At 36.5% G+C, this 21,087-nt stretch carries 18 protein-coding genes; 12 read left to right on the top strand and 6 right to left on the bottom strand.

What is annotated here, in order from left to right:
• Nucleotides 1-132: 132 nt before the first annotated feature.
• From AB4160_RS06060 to AB4160_RS06070, 3 genes are all read right to left on the bottom strand, one after another.
• Nucleotides 133-789 (bottom strand): YgjV family protein, encoded by a 657-nt coding sequence (locus AB4160_RS06060; RefSeq protein WP_241901023.1) that lies wholly within the window; start codon nucleotides 787-789, stop codon nucleotides 133-135.
• Nucleotides 790-1,085: 296 nt separating this feature from the next.
• Nucleotides 1,086-2,342, bottom strand: a complete 1,257-nt coding sequence (locus AB4160_RS06065) for a Y-family DNA polymerase (protein ID WP_102439842.1) — start codon at nucleotides 2,340-2,342, stop codon at nucleotides 1,086-1,088.
• A 40-nt stretch (nucleotides 2,343-2,382) separates the two neighbouring features.
• Entirely contained in the window at nucleotides 2,383-2,790 is a 408-nt protein-coding gene (locus tag AB4160_RS06070) for a LexA family transcriptional regulator (protein WP_102476820.1), read from the bottom strand.
• A 408-nt stretch (nucleotides 2,791-3,198) separates the two neighbouring features.
• On the opposite strand from AB4160_RS06070, the gene AB4160_RS06075 reads away from it, so the two are divergent.
• Complete coding sequence (locus AB4160_RS06075; protein ID WP_372003890.1) at nucleotides 3,199-3,603, top strand: hypothetical protein; 405 nt, start codon at nucleotides 3,199-3,201, stop codon at nucleotides 3,601-3,603.
• Nucleotides 3,604-3,769: 166 nt separating this feature from the next.
• The gene (locus AB4160_RS06080; RefSeq protein ID WP_303502946.1) at nucleotides 3,770-4,582 is read left to right on the top strand and encodes a RecX family transcriptional regulator; all 813 of its coding nucleotides are present in this window, start codon (nucleotides 3,770-3,772) and stop codon (nucleotides 4,580-4,582) included.
• A gap of 34 nt (nucleotides 4,583-4,616) precedes the next feature.
• Here the strand turns inward: AB4160_RS06080 and AB4160_RS06085 are convergent, their stop codons facing one another.
• Nucleotides 4,617-4,796 carry a DUF6435 family protein gene (locus tag AB4160_RS06085; RefSeq protein WP_102476817.1) on the bottom strand — a complete coding sequence of 60 codons (180 nt, stop codon included), beginning with the start codon at nucleotides 4,794-4,796 and terminating at the stop codon, nucleotides 4,617-4,619.
• 281 nt (nucleotides 4,797-5,077) lie between these two features.
• On the opposite strand from AB4160_RS06085, the gene AB4160_RS06090 reads away from it, so the two are divergent.
• Genes AB4160_RS06090 through AB4160_RS06100 form a run of 3 tightly spaced genes read left to right on the top strand, consistent with a single transcriptional unit; the run spans nucleotide 5,078 to nucleotide 6,813 of the window.
• Nucleotides 5,078-6,049: a bile acid:sodium symporter family protein gene (locus tag AB4160_RS06090; protein WP_241905018.1), complete on the top strand. Its 972-nt coding sequence runs from the start codon at nucleotides 5,078-5,080 to the stop codon at nucleotides 6,047-6,049.
• 35 nt (nucleotides 6,050-6,084) lie between these two features.
• Complete coding sequence (locus AB4160_RS06095; protein WP_372003893.1) at nucleotides 6,085-6,663, top strand: DUF4937 domain-containing protein; 579 nt, start codon at nucleotides 6,085-6,087, stop codon at nucleotides 6,661-6,663.
• A 15-nt stretch (nucleotides 6,664-6,678) separates the two neighbouring features.
• Nucleotides 6,679-6,813, top strand: a complete 135-nt coding sequence (locus AB4160_RS06100) for a hypothetical protein (RefSeq protein ID WP_372001182.1) — start codon at nucleotides 6,679-6,681, stop codon at nucleotides 6,811-6,813.
• A 51-nt stretch (nucleotides 6,814-6,864) separates the two neighbouring features.
• On the opposite strand, the gene AB4160_RS06105 is transcribed toward AB4160_RS06100, so the two are convergent.
• Complete coding sequence (locus AB4160_RS06105) at nucleotides 6,865-7,293, bottom strand: hypothetical protein (RefSeq protein ID WP_372003895.1); 429 nt, start codon at nucleotides 7,291-7,293, stop codon at nucleotides 6,865-6,867.
• 365 nt (nucleotides 7,294-7,658) lie between these two features.
• On the opposite strand from AB4160_RS06105, the gene AB4160_RS06110 reads away from it, so the two are divergent.
• The 7 genes from AB4160_RS06110 to AB4160_RS06140 all read left to right on the top strand — a co-directional run bounded on the left by AB4160_RS06110 (nucleotide 7,659) and on the right by AB4160_RS06140 (nucleotide 16,513).
• Nucleotides 7,659-8,411, top strand: coding sequence for a hypothetical protein (locus AB4160_RS06110; protein WP_372003897.1), 753 nt, complete (start codon nucleotides 7,659-7,661; stop codon nucleotides 8,409-8,411).
• A gap of 43 nt (nucleotides 8,412-8,454) precedes the next feature.
• A complete protein-coding gene (locus AB4160_RS06115) occupies nucleotides 8,455-9,144 on the top strand; it encodes a pseudouridine synthase (protein ID WP_102438621.1) in 690 nt (229 codons plus the stop codon).
• 199 nt (nucleotides 9,145-9,343) lie between these two features.
• Entirely contained in the window at nucleotides 9,344-9,646 is a 303-nt protein-coding gene (locus AB4160_RS06120) for a YkgJ family cysteine cluster protein (RefSeq protein ID WP_102438623.1), read from the top strand.
• A gap of 303 nt (nucleotides 9,647-9,949) precedes the next feature.
• Nucleotides 9,950-10,333, top strand: a complete 384-nt coding sequence (locus AB4160_RS06125) for an STAS/SEC14 domain-containing protein (RefSeq protein WP_102476814.1) — start codon at nucleotides 9,950-9,952, stop codon at nucleotides 10,331-10,333.
• A 182-nt stretch (nucleotides 10,334-10,515) separates the two neighbouring features.
• Entirely contained in the window at nucleotides 10,516-11,739 is a 1,224-nt protein-coding gene (locus AB4160_RS06130) for an EAL domain-containing protein (RefSeq protein ID WP_303446176.1), read from the top strand.
• Nucleotides 11,726-15,112: a PAS domain S-box protein gene (locus tag AB4160_RS06135; RefSeq protein ID WP_372003899.1), complete on the top strand. Its 3,387-nt coding sequence runs from the start codon at nucleotides 11,726-11,728 to the stop codon at nucleotides 15,110-15,112. The genes AB4160_RS06130 and AB4160_RS06135 overlap by 14 nt, the downstream gene beginning before the upstream one ends.
• A 111-nt stretch (nucleotides 15,113-15,223) precedes the next feature.
• Complete coding sequence (locus AB4160_RS06140) at nucleotides 15,224-16,513, top strand: site-specific integrase (RefSeq protein WP_102476811.1); 1,290 nt, start codon at nucleotides 15,224-15,226, stop codon at nucleotides 16,511-16,513.
• Nucleotides 16,514-18,172: 1,659 nt separating this feature from the next.
• On the opposite strand, the gene AB4160_RS06145 is transcribed toward AB4160_RS06140, so the two are convergent.
• Nucleotides 18,173-20,521: a DUF1566 domain-containing protein gene (locus tag AB4160_RS06145; protein ID WP_372003901.1), complete on the bottom strand. Its 2,349-nt coding sequence runs from the start codon at nucleotides 20,519-20,521 to the stop codon at nucleotides 18,173-18,175.
• Nucleotides 20,522-21,087: the final 566 nt, after the last annotated feature.

A 21,087-nucleotide genomic window follows, 5' to 3' on the forward strand; every position in this document is an offset into this window, starting at 1 on the left:
CGTTCTAGTGAATGTGCTTTCGTTGCGAGTCATTGGTATTAGCATTAGCAGAGTGAGTAATATGACTCGCTCTTAATTGCTTATTACCACAGGGTTTACTCATCCTAACTGAATTGATTCAAGCTAATTACTTTAACCTTTAGACAATGCCACTTGTGTTTCATTACAGCTTTCAAGGGCACTATTTTGCTCAAAGTTTTGGTTGAGCTGGTCGTTATAGTAGTCGCTAAATTCGCGCATAAGCCCTAGTGCCAATATTGCTATTGTCATTACTTGGTAGAGTATTCCTGACCATGACATCAAATATATTGAAAGCATCAGGTTTAATCCATTACTGGCAACCATAGCTAACCTTAGTTGACTGCCCGCTAAGAAGAATAAACTAAAGCTCATTACGACTGCAGCGATAACCGCGCACCATTCACTCCAATGCTCAGCCCATAGAAAACCCTGCGTCATGGCAATAATACTAAAGCTGAGTGACATGGCTAAAGGTGATGTTAACCAGGCAGTCGATGCAAGATTTTGCTGGTTATTGCTATTCAAACTTTGACATAAACGAAAGCGAATAACATTAACTAGTTGGTTGGCCATGCCGAGAAAGCTGCCTAATAAGCCTAAATGGATTGCGGTAAGTACTGACGCTATCATATTGCCATGAATAAATTTGCAGTCTTGTTGTTGGCTATTTGCCCACCAGCCAATGGCCATTGAGACAAAGCCAATAAGCTGAAAGTAAAATAGGGGTTCGGCAATAAACTGAAAATCAAATGCGGAAAAATCTAACACAGGCAAGCACAATCCAAGAAAATTAAGGATGCGTATTGTCGTTTTTTTCAGCAATAACACAATGGCTAAAATCGCATAATAGCCTCGCTCATGTGATTAGATATAAAACTGTGAACTGGAGAGTGTTTTTTGAACAGCTAGAGTTGGCTAAGTTGTATTTTTGTTGAGCTTAAGATCGATTAATGTACTGTTTGGGTTTGATATTAGTTGTCCATTTTACGCTAATTTAAAGCCACAACTAAACCTGAACCAAGTCAGAATAAAAACCAGCACACGCAAATCAATTTATCACCAATTTAGCCACAGTGGATTTGCGGAATATCTTGCCAACAGCTGGTGTATTGCGGGGTTAATAGCTCACGGCGCATATGCCATTTACCTCCAATACCTTGGGCGGCGACAAATATTGCATCACTACCGTAGCGTTGATTTAACTTATCAAAAACCTGCATCAAGGCAGGATCTTTTACTGGGGCAAACAAGTCTGTTTGCAAATGTTTGACCGGTGATAAATCTAACAATCCAATCCCGATTTTATAGTAGCGAGTATTGGGGTTATAAAGCTTACGGGCAATTTCTGCTGCGTAACTGATGATTTCACGGTTGTCATTAGTTGGATATGCACAGCGGTAATGATATTTAAAGCCATTAGGCTGTTCATCATAAGGGGAGTTACTGGCAAAGATCAGTATGGTGCTAGCCACAGAGCCTTGCTTTCTGGCTTTGGCTGCCGCGATACCAGCATGCTTACTGAGCGCCTGTAATAATGAGTCTATATCGCTAATACGTTCACCGACACTACGAGTTGAAAAGATCTGCTGTTTATCTGCTCTGGCGCTATCCCAGCCTTTACAAGCCTCGCCATTGAGCTCTCTGACTGTACGCTCGATTTCAATACTAAATTGGCTACGAGCAATGCCTGGTTGTAATTTAGCCAGATCCAGTGCGGTGGTGATCCCCATGGCATGTAATTTGTTACCGATCCGCGAACCGATCCCCCACACATCGGTGACTTTCATTGTCGCTAAAATGGCATTTCTTTGCTCAATGGATTGGATATAACATACCCCGTTATAGCCCTGGAGCTTTTTAGCGGCATGATTGGCCACTTTGGCAAGGGTTAAGGTGGCAGCAATACCGACACACACAGGTAAACGGGTTTCTTTCCATACCGCGCGGCGGATCATAGCGGCATGGCTTAATAAACACGGGATCGCAGGGTAACAATGTTTAAATGACAGAAATGACTCATCAATAGAGTAAATATGTTGCTCAGGTGCAAAGCGGCCAATCACTTCCATCATAGAGTGAGACAAAGAGGCATAAAGCTCATAATTGGAGGAAAGCGCAATCACGCCTGCTTTTTCACAAAAATCGCGCACTTCAAAGTAAGGACCAAATTTACCCACTCCTAATGCTTTTGCCTGGCGGTTAGCCGCCACAATGCAACCATCGTTATTGGACAGCACCACGATAGGACGGCCACGCCACTCTGGGCGAAACACTTGCTCGGCGCTGCAATAAAAAGAGTTGGCATCAACGAGTGCATACATAATTTAACTGTCCGTTAGTCGTTAGTTTAATCCGCTAACATTAGTTATTAACTAATATAGGGCTTTGGCGATGACAACGGATTGAACGGATCACCACGCCTTCAACACTGAAGTTGTCATACTCTTGTATCGTGACACTCTGGTGAAGATCATTTGCCGATAATAATAATCGCCGCTTGATATCAATGAGCTTACAGACAAAGTTGCCGTTATAGTTTGCCACTATCACATCATGGTTTTCGACACTGACATGGCGATCCACAATGAGAATATCCTTATCAAAAATGCCGATTTTCTCCATAGAGTCGCCGCTAGCTTGGCCAATAAAAGTGGCACTGGGATGTTCAATCAATAGCTCATCTAAACTTAATGGCAGTTGCCGATATTCAGCAGCAGGACTTTCAAAACCAGTAATACCGGCACAAGCAAAAATAGGAATAACCTTCATAACAATCGACACTCAACAGTACTGTATGTTTATACAGTATTATAGCTGTCCCCGTAAAATTGGCAATAAATTCCGTAAGGTTGTCGAATAAGTGTGCGAATTGTTGGTTATTTAATCTGCTATGGGTCATTGAGGGAATGCTTTGCTGAGTGAGCTGAACTAAACAGCATTGCTAAGTACTAAATTATGAGCAAGGTAAGCGTGAGTGTTTAAGATTGAGTGGCGACTATTATCGAGCTGCTGTCGAACCATTAGCCGAAAATAACCTAATAAGCATTCTTTAAGGAAAAACGTTAAAAGTTAATTGTTTGTTCAGCTTACGTTTAGCTTACGTAGGTAAAATAGAGGCAAGTTTAAAGCTTATTATCAGTATCAGAATTCAGTTGTTCATCAACGGGAGTAAACATAATGAAAAAAGTATTTATCATTTCAATGTTAGCAATATTATCTTTTGACGCGAGCGCTAGCCCATCGACTCAAAAGCCCGTTGTCATTCAAATTCAGGATTCATTCACGCAAATCAATAGTGCTTTAAGCTGCTCAATTGTATATGCCCACACTCCGATGACTTCACAGGCCGATTATTATAAAGGAGTAGTCTACGAACGCTATTCAGATCTTGTTGAACAACTCGTGTTATCAGGCCAGTCAGAAGAGGGCGCAAGACAAACAGCGATTGAAAAAATTGTCATGCAAACACAAACCATTGAACAACAAATCAATGATACTAAAAGCGGTGGAAAAACAGAGTTAAAACAACTGCTGCAACAAACGGCTAAAAAGAATGATTGTGTCCACTACGCAAATAATTAAGATGTACGGTCACAATTAAGATGTACGGGCATAGTTAATATTCATAAAGCGATTAATATTTACCACGAATAAAGCAGACATTTTACCGTGGCAGGAACTTCTAGTTCTGAACAGAGTAGTGGTCTGCTAAACTGCCTTTGTCATTTCTAATCAATTAAAATTTTTTATGCAAAGTAAGCCACTTCGTCAAGCCAAAACAATCGAGAATGTTTTCAACAGTGCCTATTGGCACCTTGGTCAGCAAGATTTTACTATCAATGAAATTCGCACCAAGCTTGAGCGTAAAACCGATAACCAGCAATGGATTGACACTGTTCTCGCTAGACTCATTGAAAGTGGCTATTTGAAAAAAGATTTTGATTTTGCCGTTCGCTATTGCGAACTGGCCTTTAGTCATGAGACGGGTAAAGGCGCTATCAAACGTAAATTACAATTAAGAGGCGTATCAGTTGCTGAAATTGATACCGCAATTGAACAAGTCATGCATGAGCAAAATGTCGATTCATTTGAAATGGCGACAGCGCGATTGCAAAACAAATTTGAACACTTTCATGGCACTAATAAAGAAAAAGTTTATTCACAGATGACCACCAAAGGGTTTTCTCGCGCTGAAATTGATTACGCACTATCACAACACCCTCAAGTTGACACCCTGCGCAGTAAATTAGCCATAAAAGCAGACAAGGCTGACCTGAAGTCTGAAATTATCAAGTTGTATAATAAAGGCAAAGGCAAAACGCTGATCTTGCAAGAATTAAAACAGCGGCTTCTTGATGTCAGTGATTTCGAAGAGCTGATATACCAACTAAGCCTAACAGAAGAGTTAGACTTTTATCTCAGTTGTAAAAGTCAGCTGGCTAAAAAGCGTTATGATTTATCCGACTATAAAGAAAAGTCCAAAGCCTATGCTTACTTATCTCGAAAAGGCTTTGATAGTGATGAAATAAAAGAGGCCATGACTTTAGATGATGATGCATAGCTTCTGTCTATTTAAACTATTTGGAGTTTTAAAGCTACTTACTAGCTTGTCGTTGTGCTAATTCAATCTGTTGCCAAATACTCTCTGCTGCAGAGGAAAGGCTAGCGTAACTTTTTATATCCCCCTTTCTTTGTGCCTGCATGGCTTGTTCTTGCGTTAAATCATATTGCTTGCGTAAGTTTTTAATGGGATCTCGTTTGAATATGCCAAACATAGGTGAATCCTGTTAGAAAGAAGATGCATAGTTATACGCCTCAACGAGGAAATAGTTTATAAAAGTGCAATTTTAATGGTCGTAAGTTTATATATTGGCTGTTAAATTAAATTGCTGTTGGTCATGCTTGCTAACAGTGTTTGAGCCCCTAGGTTCGCTTTTTATTCGGCACATCAAAAAGTCGTGAAAAAAATTCAACCTAAGAATCATTGCAGTAAAGAGATTTTTTAATAAGTTTACGTTTTTAAGTTGTTAAGGTTAAATTTTTTGATATGAATATAATGAGTAAATTAAAACAAGAATGGTTTTTAGTCGCTATGGTTGCAGCGATTGCATTGGCTATGGTGTCAGCTGATGTGGGCAAGTCTGGCGGGATATTACAGCTTGATCAAGTAACGGCTATTGGTATTGCCATGGTGTTTTTTTTACATGGGCTTAACCTGTCACCTAAGGCAATAAAAGCGGGCGTTACTAACTGGCGACTACACCTTTATATTCAATCGGCCACTTTTATTGCTTACCCGATCCTGTGGCTACTTTTTGGGGATTCACTTTTAGCCTTTATGCCTGCAGCGCTAGCGTTTGGTTTTTGCTATTTATTCGTATTGCCAAGTACCATATCTTCTTCAGTAGCAATGACAAGCGTAGCCAAAGGCAACATACCTGCGGCAATTTTCAATGCATCGCTTTCAAGTATTATAGGCGTTTTTATAACGCCATTATTTATTCAGCTGTTTATGAATCTCGATGGCGCTGAATTAAACCTGATGGATTCGGTGTTTTCTATCGCCAAACTATTATTAATTCCAATGATTGTTGGCCAGCTTTTAAGGCCGTTATTACTGCGCTTTATAGAGAAACATAAATCCGTGATAAACAAAGTAGACAAAATCGTCATCATCTTGATTGTTTACAATGCCTTTTGTGATTCGGTTATTAATGGTATTTGGAGTGAATTTTCAGCTTGGTTACTGCTGTATTGTATTGCCATTTGTACCCTAGTGCTGTTGTTTATGGTGCATGGGATCCAATGGGGCGCTAAGCGATGTCAATTTAATAAGGAAGATGAAATCGCCGCGGTGTTTTGCGGCACTAAAAAAACCTTGGCAGCTGGTGTACCGATGGCGCAGGTTATTTTTGGATCTGATCCCGCATTGGGAATGATTTTGTTACCCATCATGCTGTATCACCCAATACAGATTTTTTATTGTGCACTGTTAGCTAATCGCTATGCAAAGCGATTAGCAAAATAATGTAACTGATTAAATTCAATGCATAAGGATGGGTAATGACAATTTTAAAACTAATTAGCTGCACTGTAGATGATGATAATGTTGCCGCTTTTACAGCAAGCCAATGTGCTTGGCAGCAATTAGAAAATTGTAGCGGATTTTTAGCACAAGCGGGTGGCTGGCGCGCTGATTTAAATAAACTACCTTTGCAAAATTATGCTGCACCGTTGCATGATAAAAACATAAATACCGCCGTGGTTTTCGGGTTTTGGCAGTCAGTTGAAGATGTTACTGCCTTCATGCAAACTACGCACGATCAAATATTTACCACTAATCATCAGGGTAAAACCTACCAAACCTGCCAGGTTAAGTATTTTGAAATGTTGCCAACATCGTCAAACTTAGTTGTGGCTCACCTCAACTCAGAGATTATCAGCATTAGTCATTATGTGGCTGATTTAGCGCAAATGGCGCAACTGCAGCAACTTTACTTTGACAACTACTCATCAAAGGGGTTGATTGATTGCCAGCTTTTAAGGCTTAGTCGCTCACTTAAGTCACAAGCTAGTGCCCAAGAAGATACAAACGTAGAAGTAAAAGTTGAGTTCATGCTGGTTTGCTGGTGGAGCAATTAACAAAAAGTTGTTTTTATGCAAAATAAAATCCAGCCAAAGCAAGAACAACAAGGGCAGTTAACAGCGTTATCTGAACAGGTTATTAAGCTAGAGGCGAAATGGAATGTGCAAGCAAGAGCTATTGAAATAGCTAAGGATATAGCAGACTGATATTCAACAGCCTGCTTAATTTTAATAAAAAGTCACCGGTAAATAAAAAGTCTATTTGTATTCAATAATACGAGCGATATAGCTAAATTTACCAGAGTCATTGCGATAGTTTCGGTACAAATCAACTGAGAATGCCTTTGGTTTATCTTGATCAATTTTTACGGCAATTTTATCACTTAACTTATCTATATTAGATTCATTAAAAACATAGAATTTGTTCACTTTTTCAAGCCCAAGCTGTTTAGCTTTGTGGCTTGTGGTATAAATTTCGCTATAAACGTCTTTGACAAATCCTTGATAGGTAACGCGTTCAAAATTAGCATTTTTATCAACAGTGATAAGAATATCAGTTTGCTCATCTAATGTTATTAACTGCTCCATTGCTGAGTCTAATTTATGATGGGCTGCTTCTTTCAATGTCTCTGCAGAAACACCTGCAGATAGTGAAATAAGTAATGCTGCAACCAATGTCTTTTTCATTCTATTACCCTAAATTTTTAATTCGTAAAATATGTTTAAAATCACCTAAAATTAGGCCGATAACTACTGTTTTAAGTTTTTACGATGATTTGTTTAAATACATCATAATCAATCATTAACGCTGTGCTGAATGCCATATGAAGGATTGAATCCTACATATATAGGCTGTGTTTAATGAGCTGGTTGATATTTAGACCATAGGAATTAAACGTTAATGATGTTGGAGCTGAAATAACCATGAATGTTGACTTAATTTTAAAGCTTTGAAAGCAAGCATGATGAAGCTAAGGTTTTACTATTTAACCTATAAAAACAATGCTATCGTGTCAAAATGAGGTGATATTAGATATTGGAGTAGTAGTTAAATGGATTCAAAAATTAAGCTCGTTGCTTTTAGCGTGTTGTGTTTGAACCTTGGCGGTTGTGATCTCATCGACGGTATTTTACATCCCGGAGACGATGATGAAGACTCAAAAATAGATAAAAACTTTAGCAGTAATGCTCAACAACTAGGTTTATCAGAGACAACGGTTAAACGTTTATGTAATGCTACCGACAACATAAGCATTCATTGTGTCAGCAATTACAATGACGAAAGTGCCCTTGAACTAAGAGTAGAATACACGTTTAATGATGTGTTATTAAAAAATAGTTATGCCAAAAGTACCAATGCTAGCCGAGTAATTTTTCATTTGCCTGCTGATGGTGCGATAGCAAAAATCGAGTTTGAAAATAGTCGAATTTATGATTTTGATAGTGGTTATAGCTACACATGGTCTGAGCCTGAAGATTATAAAATCGCAAACTTAGCAGACTCAAGTGAAGATTCAGTACTTGCCTTAGACAATGCCACAAGTATAGAAGAAGTTTCAGATTCAGAGCTATCGATTTTGTCTAATGCCGCATTCTCTAATGATGAGTATTCACTAACGGAAGCACAAGATATCGTAATCAAATCTAAAACGATGTTGTTTCCAACTTTAAATGTTGATGTAACGAGCACAGGTATTGTAGAACCTATAGATGCTTCTTTTGCCATGTTTACCGCTGGACACTCTGCAATTTTATCAAGTTACTCTTCTGCGTTATCGACCGCAATTGAACAAAGCTGGAATTAAACGAGTTATTTGAAGCGATTATTGGCAATTGTATTAGGACCTTATGCGTTTAGATAAATTTGTATTAAGAAGTACTGCACTGACTAAAACTCAGGTGATAACCGCAATTGAAGCAGGGCAAGTTTGTGTCAATCATGGGGTTATCAAGGATGTAAAACACCAAGTCCATGAGAATAACCTCATACAGTTAAATAGTCAGACGTTAACTCCAAGGCCATTTCGATATCTACTTTTGCATAAATCGGCAGACAAGATTTGTTCAAATGTCGATGGACATTATCCTTCATTGTTTAACGATATTGATATCGATAATAAAGACGAATTACATATTGTTGGCAGGCTTGATGCAGATACAACGGGCTTAGTGCTCATTACTGATGATGGCAGATGGTCTTTTAATATTACTCGCCCTGAAATGAGCTGCGCGAAACTATACCGGGTACATTTAGCTAAATCGCTATCAACTCAAGCGATTAAACAGTTAGAGCAGGGGATTTTACTGGACGGTGAAACCAAACCGACATTGCCAGCTAAAATCACAACAGTAAACGAAAGCCAGGTACTACTAAGTATTACTGAAGGTCGCTACCATCAAGTTAAACGTATGTTTTTTGCTGTGGGCAATAAAGTAACCCAGCTTCATCGTGAGCAAATAGGTGAGATAAAATTAAATACTTCCAGTAATCAATGGCGTTACCTTACTGAAGCTGAGGTCAATTCATTCAATAGCTGATGGATGTTTCATCAGCTTGGCTTGTCAATGATAAAACATCACTAAATTGAGTCTTTAAATGACAATTGCGATAGTGAATAACACTTCGTTAAGCTATTATCCGCTGTATATTTAGGTTTAACACTCTATGCTTTACCAAAACGTAAAACATAACCTCAAAAGCCACTTCAAACTTGCCATTACTTATAAGCTGTAAATTATGACTATTGATATCACGACCATTGTTGATCCAGAAATCACCTGTTCAAGTTGCCAAGCATGCTGCTGCAAACTTGAAGTGATGATTATTTCTGACACCGGTGTACCAGAGCAATACATCAGTGAAGACAGCTGGGGTAGCCAAACCATGAAACGATTAGATGATGGATGGTGCGCTGCAGTAGATAGAGAAACGTTAATGTGTACTATTTATGAAAATAGACCGTGGATTTGCCGTGAGTTTGAAATGGGGTCTTATGAGTGTGAACAAGAAAGAACCCATATTGTTAAGCTAGACAAATAACTTAATTATAGCTTACGAGGCGGTCACAGCCTCAATGAGTGGGGTTGATTATATAAAAAGACAATACTTTTCAATGAGTAACCCGAAGTTCTTCTATGTTTCTAACTTGCCTTAAAAATGATATAACCCTTAACAACAATCACAGATTTTATTGTTACAGCTGCTAGATTTTTACAAGTGTTAAAGTCAGTTCTTAAAATAAACCTCTATCAATCAGGTGCTCATTAAAAGCTAACAAAAGCTTTAATTATGCGTAAAAGCTGCTAAATTTAATTATACTCACAATAAACTAAGGGGTTTATTATGTCATCTGTAAAAACACATGGATTGAGTATTGGTATAGAACGGGTTAACGACGATGTGTACTTATCATTAAAGGCGACTGGCACTTTAACTCATAACGACTATTTAGTCATAACGCCATTACTCGATGCGGCGTTAGCTGAGGTAAAACACCCGAAAGTAAACGTGTTTATTGATGGAACTGAACTTGATGGCTGGGAACTTCGAGCAGCCTGGGATGATTTAAAACTTGGCCTGCAACATAATAATGAATTTAAAAAAGTGGCTATTTGGGGTAATAAAAATTGGCAAAATTATAGTGCTAAAGTTGCAGCTTGGTTTATGAGTGGTGAGGTACAGTTTTTTGAAGAAAAAGCAAAGGCGTTAGCATGGTTAGAAAAATAAATGTTTAATAACATGCAGTTATTAATAATGATTATTTAAAATTCGTTAATTAATTTAAAGAATACTCGGGTATGTTTGCTGCCTGTAAAATACTAAAAATATAGAAATTAGTTTATCTACCTGTTTTGTTTAAGTGGTCTATACTCATAGTAAGAAATGGACATTCGATGGGTGAAATCTGAGTGAAAAAGCACATTAACTCAATTTTAGTAGTAGATGACCAGCCAATAGTTAGACGAATTTTCACAAGAAGTCTAGAACAACTAGGGACTTATGAAATTATCGAGGCGGCTGATGGATTAGAAGCATTTAATTTAATCAAACAAAAACATTTTGATTTGATATTTTGTGACTTAAATATGCCCGTAAAAGACGGATTATATTTACTTCAACGACTCATAGAAATTCAATATACCAGTGCTATTGTATTATTCAGCGGAGAAGGTGAAACTTTACTTAATTCTGCTAAAGTATTAGCCACTTATTATCATCTTAATATTCTTGGTGTAGTTCGTAAACCCATCACCGCAACAATGCTGAGTGAGTTTTTGGTTAAAGCCACTAATGCTGATAGCATGCCTCAAACACAAGTCATAGCAACCCTCACATCTAAACAATTAGAGTATCACTTAAATAAAGGTAATGTTCGCGCTTACTTACAACCACAATATAATCTTGACACCATGCAAATTTGTGGCTTTGAAGCATTAGCTAGAATAGTTGATGGTGATAAAGTGATTTCGCCTTCTCAATTTATACATGCAGCAGAAGAAAATAAATTTATTCTAAGTATTACCAAAGCTGTTGTTGAAGATGCCATAAAAAACTTTGCTAAATTGGATGTAAAATATCGTTCGTTGAGTTTATCAATTAACATCTCAGGTAAAGTGCTTGATGAAGAGGACTTACCTTTTTGGTTAGAAGAAGTAACCAGTAAAAATAAAATATCTTGCAATTCGATTACTTGCGAGCTAACTGAAACTGCAATCCCTTCAAACCCATCAGTGATGATTGTAGCTTTACTGAGATTACGCATGATGAAATTTAAACTATCAATCGATGACTTTGGTACAGGCTTTGCCTCACTAGAACAATTACATATGTTACCTTTTCATGAACTGAAAATAGACAGATGCTTTGTTGAAAATATTGTTACAAATACTAAGTCTCAAGCTTTGTTTACACGAAGTATTTTACTTGCCAATGATCTTAAAATGACAGCGATTGCAGAAGGTGTTGAATCAAAAGAAACTGTAGATGTAATTAAGAAACTGGGGTGCAATATTGCTCAAGGATTCTATTTCTGTAAACCTTTTCCAGCCAATAAAATAATAACGGTTATTAATAAGGAGGGGCTTGATTACGGGGTAAAATTTCAAAGGGAATTAACATGTGAACGGACTTAAAAGGGTTGGTTCCATTTTTATAATATATGGGGTTTTGTTACTTGCTGCTATTGTTGTTTTAGCTGGCCATATGATAACACTCACTTTTTTCGCTACATGTTGGCTGCTAATCCTTTATCTACATTTAAGTAAATTGAATAAGCATGAGCTAGCTATTATCGAAACTCCAACTACCCATTGTAGGAAAGAAGTCATTCCTGAAAAACCGAATAACGACCTAATAGAGAAAATATTTTATGTTTTTAATAAAAATGTTTTATCACAATTAAGTAAAGACGGTTATATTCTAATAGACAAAGACGGTGTTATTTTGAATGTTAGTGAACGAGTGGAAAGGATTTTGGTCTGTTGTAAAGACGACATAATAACAAGCCATTTATCACTATTTTTGTTTTTTACGGAACCTACTCATCAAAAATCAACTGACACTATGATTGAGCGGATTAAAAAATTAGTGAGTAAACCTGAAAAGTTATATTTTTTAAATAAAGTTGGATTATATATCCCTATAGAAATTTCAATTAGTAAACTACCACATGAAAATGAAACATTGTACCTCGCACTAATAAGAGATATCACCGCGGAACAAGAACAATTACAACGCGAAATAGATTTGTATGTAAAACTATTTAATAAAGAAATGATTTACAAATCAGCTTTTAATCAAGCTGCAATTGGTATCGCAAGAGTAAATGTTGATTCATACATTGTTGAAGTTAACCCAATGCTATGCAAAATTTTTGGTTACAGCGAGAAAGAGTTTTGTAAGTTATCAATAAAAGACTTGACTGTTGATACTGATATAGAAAAATCAGAGATGCTAATTAGGCAACTGCTTCGTAAAGAAATTTATTTTTTTAACCTAGATAAACAGTATGTTAGGAAAGATAAAAGTGAGTTTTGGGCTAACATATCAGTATCATTAGTGTGTGATAATGTCACAAACCAACCTATTTATATGATCGCTGTAATTGAAGATATATCAGATAGAAAAAATATAGAAACAGCGCTAATAAATATAAGTAAAGAAAGAGAAGAGCTATTAGCCGGACTCACTATCGCATCAGAGGCAGGAGGTGTAAATAATTGGTCGTTAGATTTAGTTACGAATAAATTAAAGTGGGATGAAGGTACGCGACTGCTATATGGGATCAATTTAGACCAACAGCTTGTTTACCAAGATTGGCTTAATGCTGTTCACCCAGAAGACGTTGAAGAAATTAAACATCATATCTTAGCTGCTATTCATAACATCTGCTCTTTTAAAATTGAGTTTAGAGTTTTTAACCTTGAAACCAATGAGTTAGTTTGGGTTCGGTGCGCGGCGAATGTATCTTGTAATGAAAATAATAAACCCACAATGATGTTTGGCATCAATATTGATATTACCCATGAAAAATTAATTCAAATCGAGTTAGAAAAAGAAACCCAAGCGGCAAAACATGCTAACGAAGCCAAATCTAGATTTCTAGCAACTATGAGTCATGAGATCAGAACACCAATGAATGGTGTAATCGGTATGATTGATTTACTCAGACAAACTCACTTAGATACAGAACAAAAGCGTATGACGGCAACCATAAAGGATTCTTCGTTTTCGTTATTAGATATTATTAATGACATTTTAGATTTTTCAAAAATTGAATCGGGACAAATTGAACTAGAACTGACATCAGTAAGCATTCTTTCTTTAATAGAAAGAGCTGTAGATGCACTCTGTATCAATGCAAATAATAAAAATATACAGCTATATATTTGTCCTGATTTAAAAATCCCAGATAAAGTTAAAATTGATGCCGTACGCTTCAGACAGATAATTCTTAACTTGGTAGGCAATGCGATAAAATTTTCAAGCTTAGAAAGAAAAGGTGTTGTGATTATAAAAACAAGATTTGATTGGATTAGTGTTTCTTTGGTTGTTGATGTCATAGATAACGGTATTGGGATCTCAGAGTTACAACAAAAAAAATTATTTACACCTTTTATTCAAGCTGACACATCGACTACAAGAAAATTTGGTGGCACAGGTTTAGGGTTAAGTATTTGTAAATCATTTAGTGAATTAATGAGTGGTGAAATTAAATTAACAAGTCAATTAGGAAAGGGCAGTTGTTTTAGACTGTCAATCCCTATAACTAAAAATAAAAATACGAAATATGAATTTGAACATTTAGATTTTAGTGAATACCGTTTTTATATTATTCATGAATCAAAAGAACTTTCGAAGTGTTGTCAGGACATTATAGCCCAATTAAACCCTTTACATGTCAGCCAAGTTGGAATTGATAAGCTAGAGAATTTGTGCTCCATAAAAGATGAACAAGTTGTAGTGATTACATCTGCAGTCGATAAAACTAATATTTTAGAATCAACAAGCTTAAAAACAATAATTTTAAATCCACATCAGATAAAAAATAATGGCTACATTGATCCACTGACCTATGTCGTCAAGTGTGAGCCGTTAAAACCCAGCGACTTAATCCATGGTTTAGCTATTTTATGTGAACTTGAAAGCCCAACACTAGATCTAAACAAAGAAATAGAGGAAAACCATAGGGTAGAGGTAGCGCTTAAAGTAGATAAAAAGCGAAATCGTAATCTGATTTTACTCGCAGAAGATGAGCCAACGAATAGATTAGTATTAAGTAATCAATTGGAAAGTCTAGGATATGAACATGAAATAGCAGTAGATGGAAATGCTGCATATAAATTATGGATAACAGGCAGGTTCAACTTAATACTTACTGATTGTCATATGCCTAATATGGATGGATTTGCGCTAACAAAAAAAATCCGTAAAGAAGAAAGTCGCAAAGGGCTAAGCCCAACGACGATTATTGCAGTAACTGCCAATGGGCTTGTAGGTGAATTTGAAAATTGTATTAGGGCAGGGATGAATGATTATATTGCTAAGCCTGTTGAATTAAAAATGCTAAAAATTGCCCTAAGTAAATATATGAGTCGGAAAAAAAACACACAAGCTATAGGGGAGGTTGTAGATTGTACTGAGCGTCATAAGGCTAATGATAGTATTGATTTTAAGCACTTAATTAAAATTATCGGTACCAATGATAAAACAATAACTGACGAAATTTTATTAATGTATTGGAATAGTGTTACCCAAGACACTAAAAAATTGATTGAAGCAGTAGAGGAAGGGCAATCTGATTTGATAAGAACCAGAGCGCACGCATTGAAAGGGATATCGTTTTCGACAGGTGCTGCTGTTATTGGGGAAACGTTTAAATGGATTGAGCAAAACGCATCAAAAATTGACGATATCAAACAAAAACTGCATACAATTGAGAGTGAAACACTAAGAATAAAGGACTTATTAGTTAAACGTGGAATTTTACAAATCAAAGATTCGTAAGCAAATAATGGGATTGTAGTAGTAAAATATTGATTTTAATGCCGATAAATAACGTTATCGGCATCATGATAATGCTAGAATAAGTACATGTTTTAATTAGATATAAAATATATGGATTACACTCTACCACCAGTATTACCGCTTTTTGACTCTGCTGACTTCTTACTTGAAGGTAATAGTGTCGTTAATCAATACATCACTCAAATTTCTCTTGATAATGTAACTGATGCCGGTTTAATTATTGAACATTGCTCTGATTGGTTATATGAGCAACGGCATAGTGAAAATAACTATAAAGCCTACCGAAGTGAATTAACCACATTTCTACATTGGTGTTTTGATGTGGCTGTAATATCGCCAATAATGGTAACTAGAAAAGATATCGCCAGGTATATTGCATACTGCGAAACACCTCCCAACGAATTTATTGGTTATTTTAATGTGCCACAATTTAAGCTAGAAAAAAGCATAAATGAAAGAATACCAAATCCACAATGGCGGCCATTTGTAGGTAAAAAAATACTTGGAAAACCACAACCATATAGTTTGAGTGATAACGCACTAAAAACCAAAATAGCAATAGTATCATCTATGTATAGCTATTTAATTAGTGAAGAATACACAGAGAAAAATCCTGCACAATTATGGCTCAAATACAGTCGTTTTGCTGTTAAGAAAAAATACATAAAAGATGACGATGATAATCATCATGCTTTTACTGAACTACAATGGTCATACGTGGTTTCTACAGTTTCTGAGTTAGCAATATCGCAGCCAGAAAAACATCAACGTAGCTTGTTTTTAATTAATTTACTCTATAGTTGCTATCTTAGAATTTCTGAAATCAGCGCTAGAGCTGGATACTCGCCATTAATGAGTCAATTTAAAAAGAATCCGCATACTGGTATTTGGTATTTTTATGTACCATTTTCTAAAAGTGGCAAAGCAAGAAATATTGCTATTTCGAAATCACTACTAACAGGTCTTAAATCCTATAGAGAATATCTAGGCCTGTCAGCATTACCAAGTGCCAATGAAACGCATCCGATTTTTGTTAGACATAAAGCCGCTGGTCATGGTCGAGATTCTGGAATGCTAAATGCTAACCTAGGGATAAGACAAATTCGTGAAGAAATTAATACCTTAATAAATCTCGCAGCAGATAAAGCGTTTGAAGATGGTTTTGATTATGACAGTCAACTCATGAGGAAACTAACCGCACACAATATTCGTCATACCGGTATAACTCATGACATCAATTTAAACCAAAGACCATTATCACATGTTCAAGCTGATGCAGGCCATGAAAGTATTGATACCACGTCACAATATTTACATACTAGCCAGACAGAACGTGATCAAAGTGCACAAAATAAACCATTTAATCATTTAGCTAATTAATGTCATCAAATATGCATATTTAACAGGCAACGCTATGTGAAATCTGAAGATATAATCAAGGTAATATGGCTCAGAATTTAAAATAAGGTCATATTTAAAAGCTATGTTAGTTGTCTAATGTAGCTTTAAAAGCATATAAAAATACCCACACACAACTACGCACAATGTATATTATGTTAAATGGTCTATGCCTTTAAGGATTCGAAAGTTCGTACATGATCAGGAACCTTTAACTTGAGATTTCAGGTCTATATGAGAATTTGTTCTTTATTATCCTTCTCTATTAAGTAATGTGACTTATACAGTTAAATTGTGTTTTCACGGCAGTATGAGATTTTCCTTTGCCCATGTATCAATAACTATGTGCTATATAGGATAACTGCCGTTTGAACTGAAACCAGTATGTCGCGTCAATTAGTATGTCTGTTATTTGAACTGTACGGATTATGAACTTCACAGGGTGATCCATTCACTTCATACTAAGCCAATCTTCTTCAGGCCTTATATTGACAAGGTTGCGAGCGCAGTGAGTGCCAGTATAGCTTGTCCTTGATGATATAAGAGCCTGATGAAATAATAGCTTATGGGTGTATTCAAATTAAAGCCAAGTTTGCTTTCTAGTTGTCGTCTTATAAACCAGATTGTAAGCTTTTAACTCTAGTTCCATTTATTGATTCACTACACCTAAACATACACTCGTTCTATAGAAACATGTTTTCAAGTGAATTTTGTAAACTCTATCACCATGACCCATTTTTATGTGAATTACACAAGGTATTGAATAATATCGATAAAATTTATAGTGCTTAACCTTTTAATGAAAGTATTATGATTTTCAAACGACCTCTAATGATTAAATGCTCGCTTATTGGGCGTCGCTACGTGAAATCTGAGACTTTGTCTAAGGCGTTGACCTATAGAATTAAAGCTGGGACGTATAAATTGTCCTGGAACAGCTTAAAAATTTATGAAGTTCAAAAATCAGTTTGTTCGTTTTTACCGTGATTAAGATTACATGTATTATCAATGTGCCAATTCGGAAACACTTCAAGTTTTACTTCTATAAATTTATCGAAGGCCTCATCAAAGCAATGCATTGCCAGTAGAGTTAATAATGATTTGGTGATATTGAATGAATCTACATTGAGAAATTCCTATTGCGAGTTTGATGTTTTGTTCAGTTAACTATATACAAGGACATGGAAGCTTAAATTTGCAGTAATTTGAGTTGTCATAATTTAAAATGAATAGTCAAAAGAACAGATAAGTCCCCTAATCCATTTTGTTTATACTGGGTCCATTCCTGCGCATAAACTGGCCACTGCCTCAGTGGTTGTCTAACGTGTTCCAGGACAATAACACTGTACGAAGTTCTGAAAGCTTCCATATTTCAGATAACCTCAGCTATAACAAAGCACAAGTTTCACCTACAAACTAGTGCCTAGTTACAGCCTCCAGTAATACGAAGTTTACTTTGTATTACTGGCTTTTTTATCTTCCCTTTAAATTTGAATAGCTTGTCTAAATATTCTAAATCATCATCAACTGTACTGGTCAAATTCAAACAACCTGTCGGGTTAATCACTTCTCTATATTATGTTAAGTCGATAACAACAGCCTTTCTGTAAAACACAATAATAAGTCGATTCAGTAATGCTTTTACTTGGTGTTTTTAGGCGGTCCAGTAGGTGCCTCATCTGCCGTGATGTAACCATCTTTATTTTTATCAAAATGATTAAAGCGCTTTGTGCCAGCTTTAAACTCTGAAGCCGATACTTTTGCATCGCCATCTTTATCAAATCGATTAATAAATTTATTACTTTGAGTACTGCTTTTGATTTTGTTGTTTTGTTTTTGAGTCGTTGAACCCGTCAGGTTACTTGCCCTTGCATATTCGTTAATATATTCAGTCAGAGGCTGCTCATATGTTTGGGCCGCTAAAACGACATTGCCATCTCGTACACTGCGTACATAATTCTCAACTCGAATAAAATCGCCTTGTGGCCCACGAGACATCGGTGCACCTGTTTTAGGGTCGCTGCGCTGAGAACCCGCGCCATGAACATCCATTGTTATGCCACGCATTTCACCTAAGGCTTTACCAAAGGCCACATAAACCGCTGCAGATTCTGGCACTGGCCCATCAAGATGAGTTGTTGAACTCCAGTAATAAGGATAATCTTTTTCGCCAGATTCATTCTTTATCGAAGATGTGTAAAAAATCGGGTCGATTGCCGCTGAATTAGAGGTTTCAGGTGAGCGGGTATAATCCACGATGCTTTGTAACTCTTTTGCATCTGGTAAACGCCAATCGCTATGGCCAGCTAAAGTTAGATCCTCAGAATATTGCAGTGCTTGTTGCCAATTCAAACCTTTGTTACTGTCTGTCTGTTGCCAAGTTAAACCAGTCGCCAAATCAGTGGTGGTACCATCCTTATTGTCAATGAAGTTGTTTTTACCATAGGCTTTATTTCCCCTCACAAACCTAAAGTACATTTTATTCGGCGTTTTAGTGCGTGGATTAAACTTTGGGTAACCTTTAATACGGCCATCAACAAAATTCACCCCAAAAACCGTATCATCACTTTTCATTGTTTTGCCGACATACTCGGTACTCGACCATGTTTGGGCATCAATCTCTCGTTCTCCAGCTTTAGTATTACCAAGAGGTTGATTGAAGAAACTGGTGTCGATGAAAGGGGTGAGCGCTTTTTCTCCTTTAACGCTGCCTGTAAATTGAATGAGAGAATAGAGCTCTTTAATGGTGGGAATTCGCCAGTCACCATAACCTGCTAATTTTAGAGTGTTTATTTTTAAAAGTGCTTCATCATAACTCAGTTTATCCCCCATCTGTTTTTGCCAGATTAAACCAGTGACATTATCGGTGATAGTGCCATTGTTATTGTCGGTGTAAGAAGGAGGGTTAGTGCTATAACTGGCATCTTGACCATAAAAATCATTGGCATTGTCTGGTAATGGTATTACTGCATTGTTGCTGTAGGATTTTCTTTGTCCGGTATCGACGATTGGGTAACTTGCTATCTTTTGTGATGTTTTGACTATGCTTTCCTTCACTGCAGTATTAACGGCCATAAGATCTTCACTGAAAATGACATTACCACTATAATTTTTATGAATTTCTTTTAAGCTCGCTTCAGCATCAACTTCCCCCGCAGTAAAATGGGTGTAGACCAGATTTTTGACATTAGCTTTTTGGGCAAGTGTACTGGAGTCGTTTAAATTAAGGTGAGCACGATTTTTTTTATTACCGCTCTTTTTATTTTTGTTGTTCGAACCTTTATTTATGCTTTGATCATTAGATTTTTTGTTTTTATTCCGTCCACCTATCATTACCATTCCGCCAGAATCGATAATCATATAATCTGCATTGCTCGCGAAGGTGGGCAGTGCTTCTGAATAAGTCAGATCTCCAGTAATGGCAATCGATTGGCCATTGTAATCGAAGCGGTAAGCAACAGTATGAATGGTGTGTGGAACTTGAAGCGTGGTGACCTGTATATCACCGACCTTAAAGGATTCTCCGCCTTGTATATCTGTAACATCAAAAGCCTTGATACGATCGGCAAGGTTTCTCTTAGTTTTGCCTAGTCGATATGTAATATCAGCTTCATACAAATCCAAATTTGTTTCCGTGAGTTTCTTCGTATTGGGTGGACCAACAATGGTGAAGTTATTTCGCCCTAGTAACAGACGAATTAACATGGGTACAAATTCTTCATTATGATCAAGATGATGATGGGTAATAAGTAGGCTAGATAAATGACGAATATCAACGCCGAGTTTAGACAAATTAGCTTGAGTGCCATTACCCATATCAACCAATATATGAGTGTTTCCGGCAGAGATTAACGTACTCGCGCTCGCACGGTTTTCATTATAGATAGGCGAACCAGAACCAATAATAGTGGCCGTTAATTGATCTGCTGCATGAGCAGTAGCAGCTAGCAATGAACTGAACATAAAAAAACCAAATATTATCTTTTTCATAGAAACCTTTTTATGTCTATTGGATGCTATCAACAACGAAAATAGGGTAAATCAAGTCGTCATTATTGTTGCTTGGATATTTAAAATACCAATAAAAAAACCAACAAAAATAAAATTTACTTAACTTTAACAACTTTACATAACGGGCTTTAGTTTATAGTTTTATCCACATAAAGGTATCTCGATGCTGTTAAACGCTAAGGAATGTAGCGCTGTGATTAGGGTGAATTGATGTTAATACAGACATATTAAAGGTAAAGCTGGGGCAGGGGTTTAACTCAGAAATGTAAAAATGTATTGCTTCGTTTTATGTGGAGAAATACGCTAAATAGTTTGAAGTCGTGGCCACTAATACATAGCCACCCATTATTTTGAAGTTATAACATAACGCCTTTCATTTTGAGTTGCCACTAATACATAGCCACCCATTATTTTGAAGTTATAACATAACGCCTTTCATTTTGAGTTGCCAACACCAACATTCATTTACTGATGGGATTATTCCTGCCAAAGGACTGAATATTTCATCATTAATCACCAAAATTCACTCATAAACTAAATTCAAC

The organism is Shewanella sp. 10N.286.51.B8, assembly GCF_041469325.1.
Lineage (GTDB): Bacteria > Pseudomonadota > Gammaproteobacteria > Enterobacterales > Shewanellaceae > Shewanella.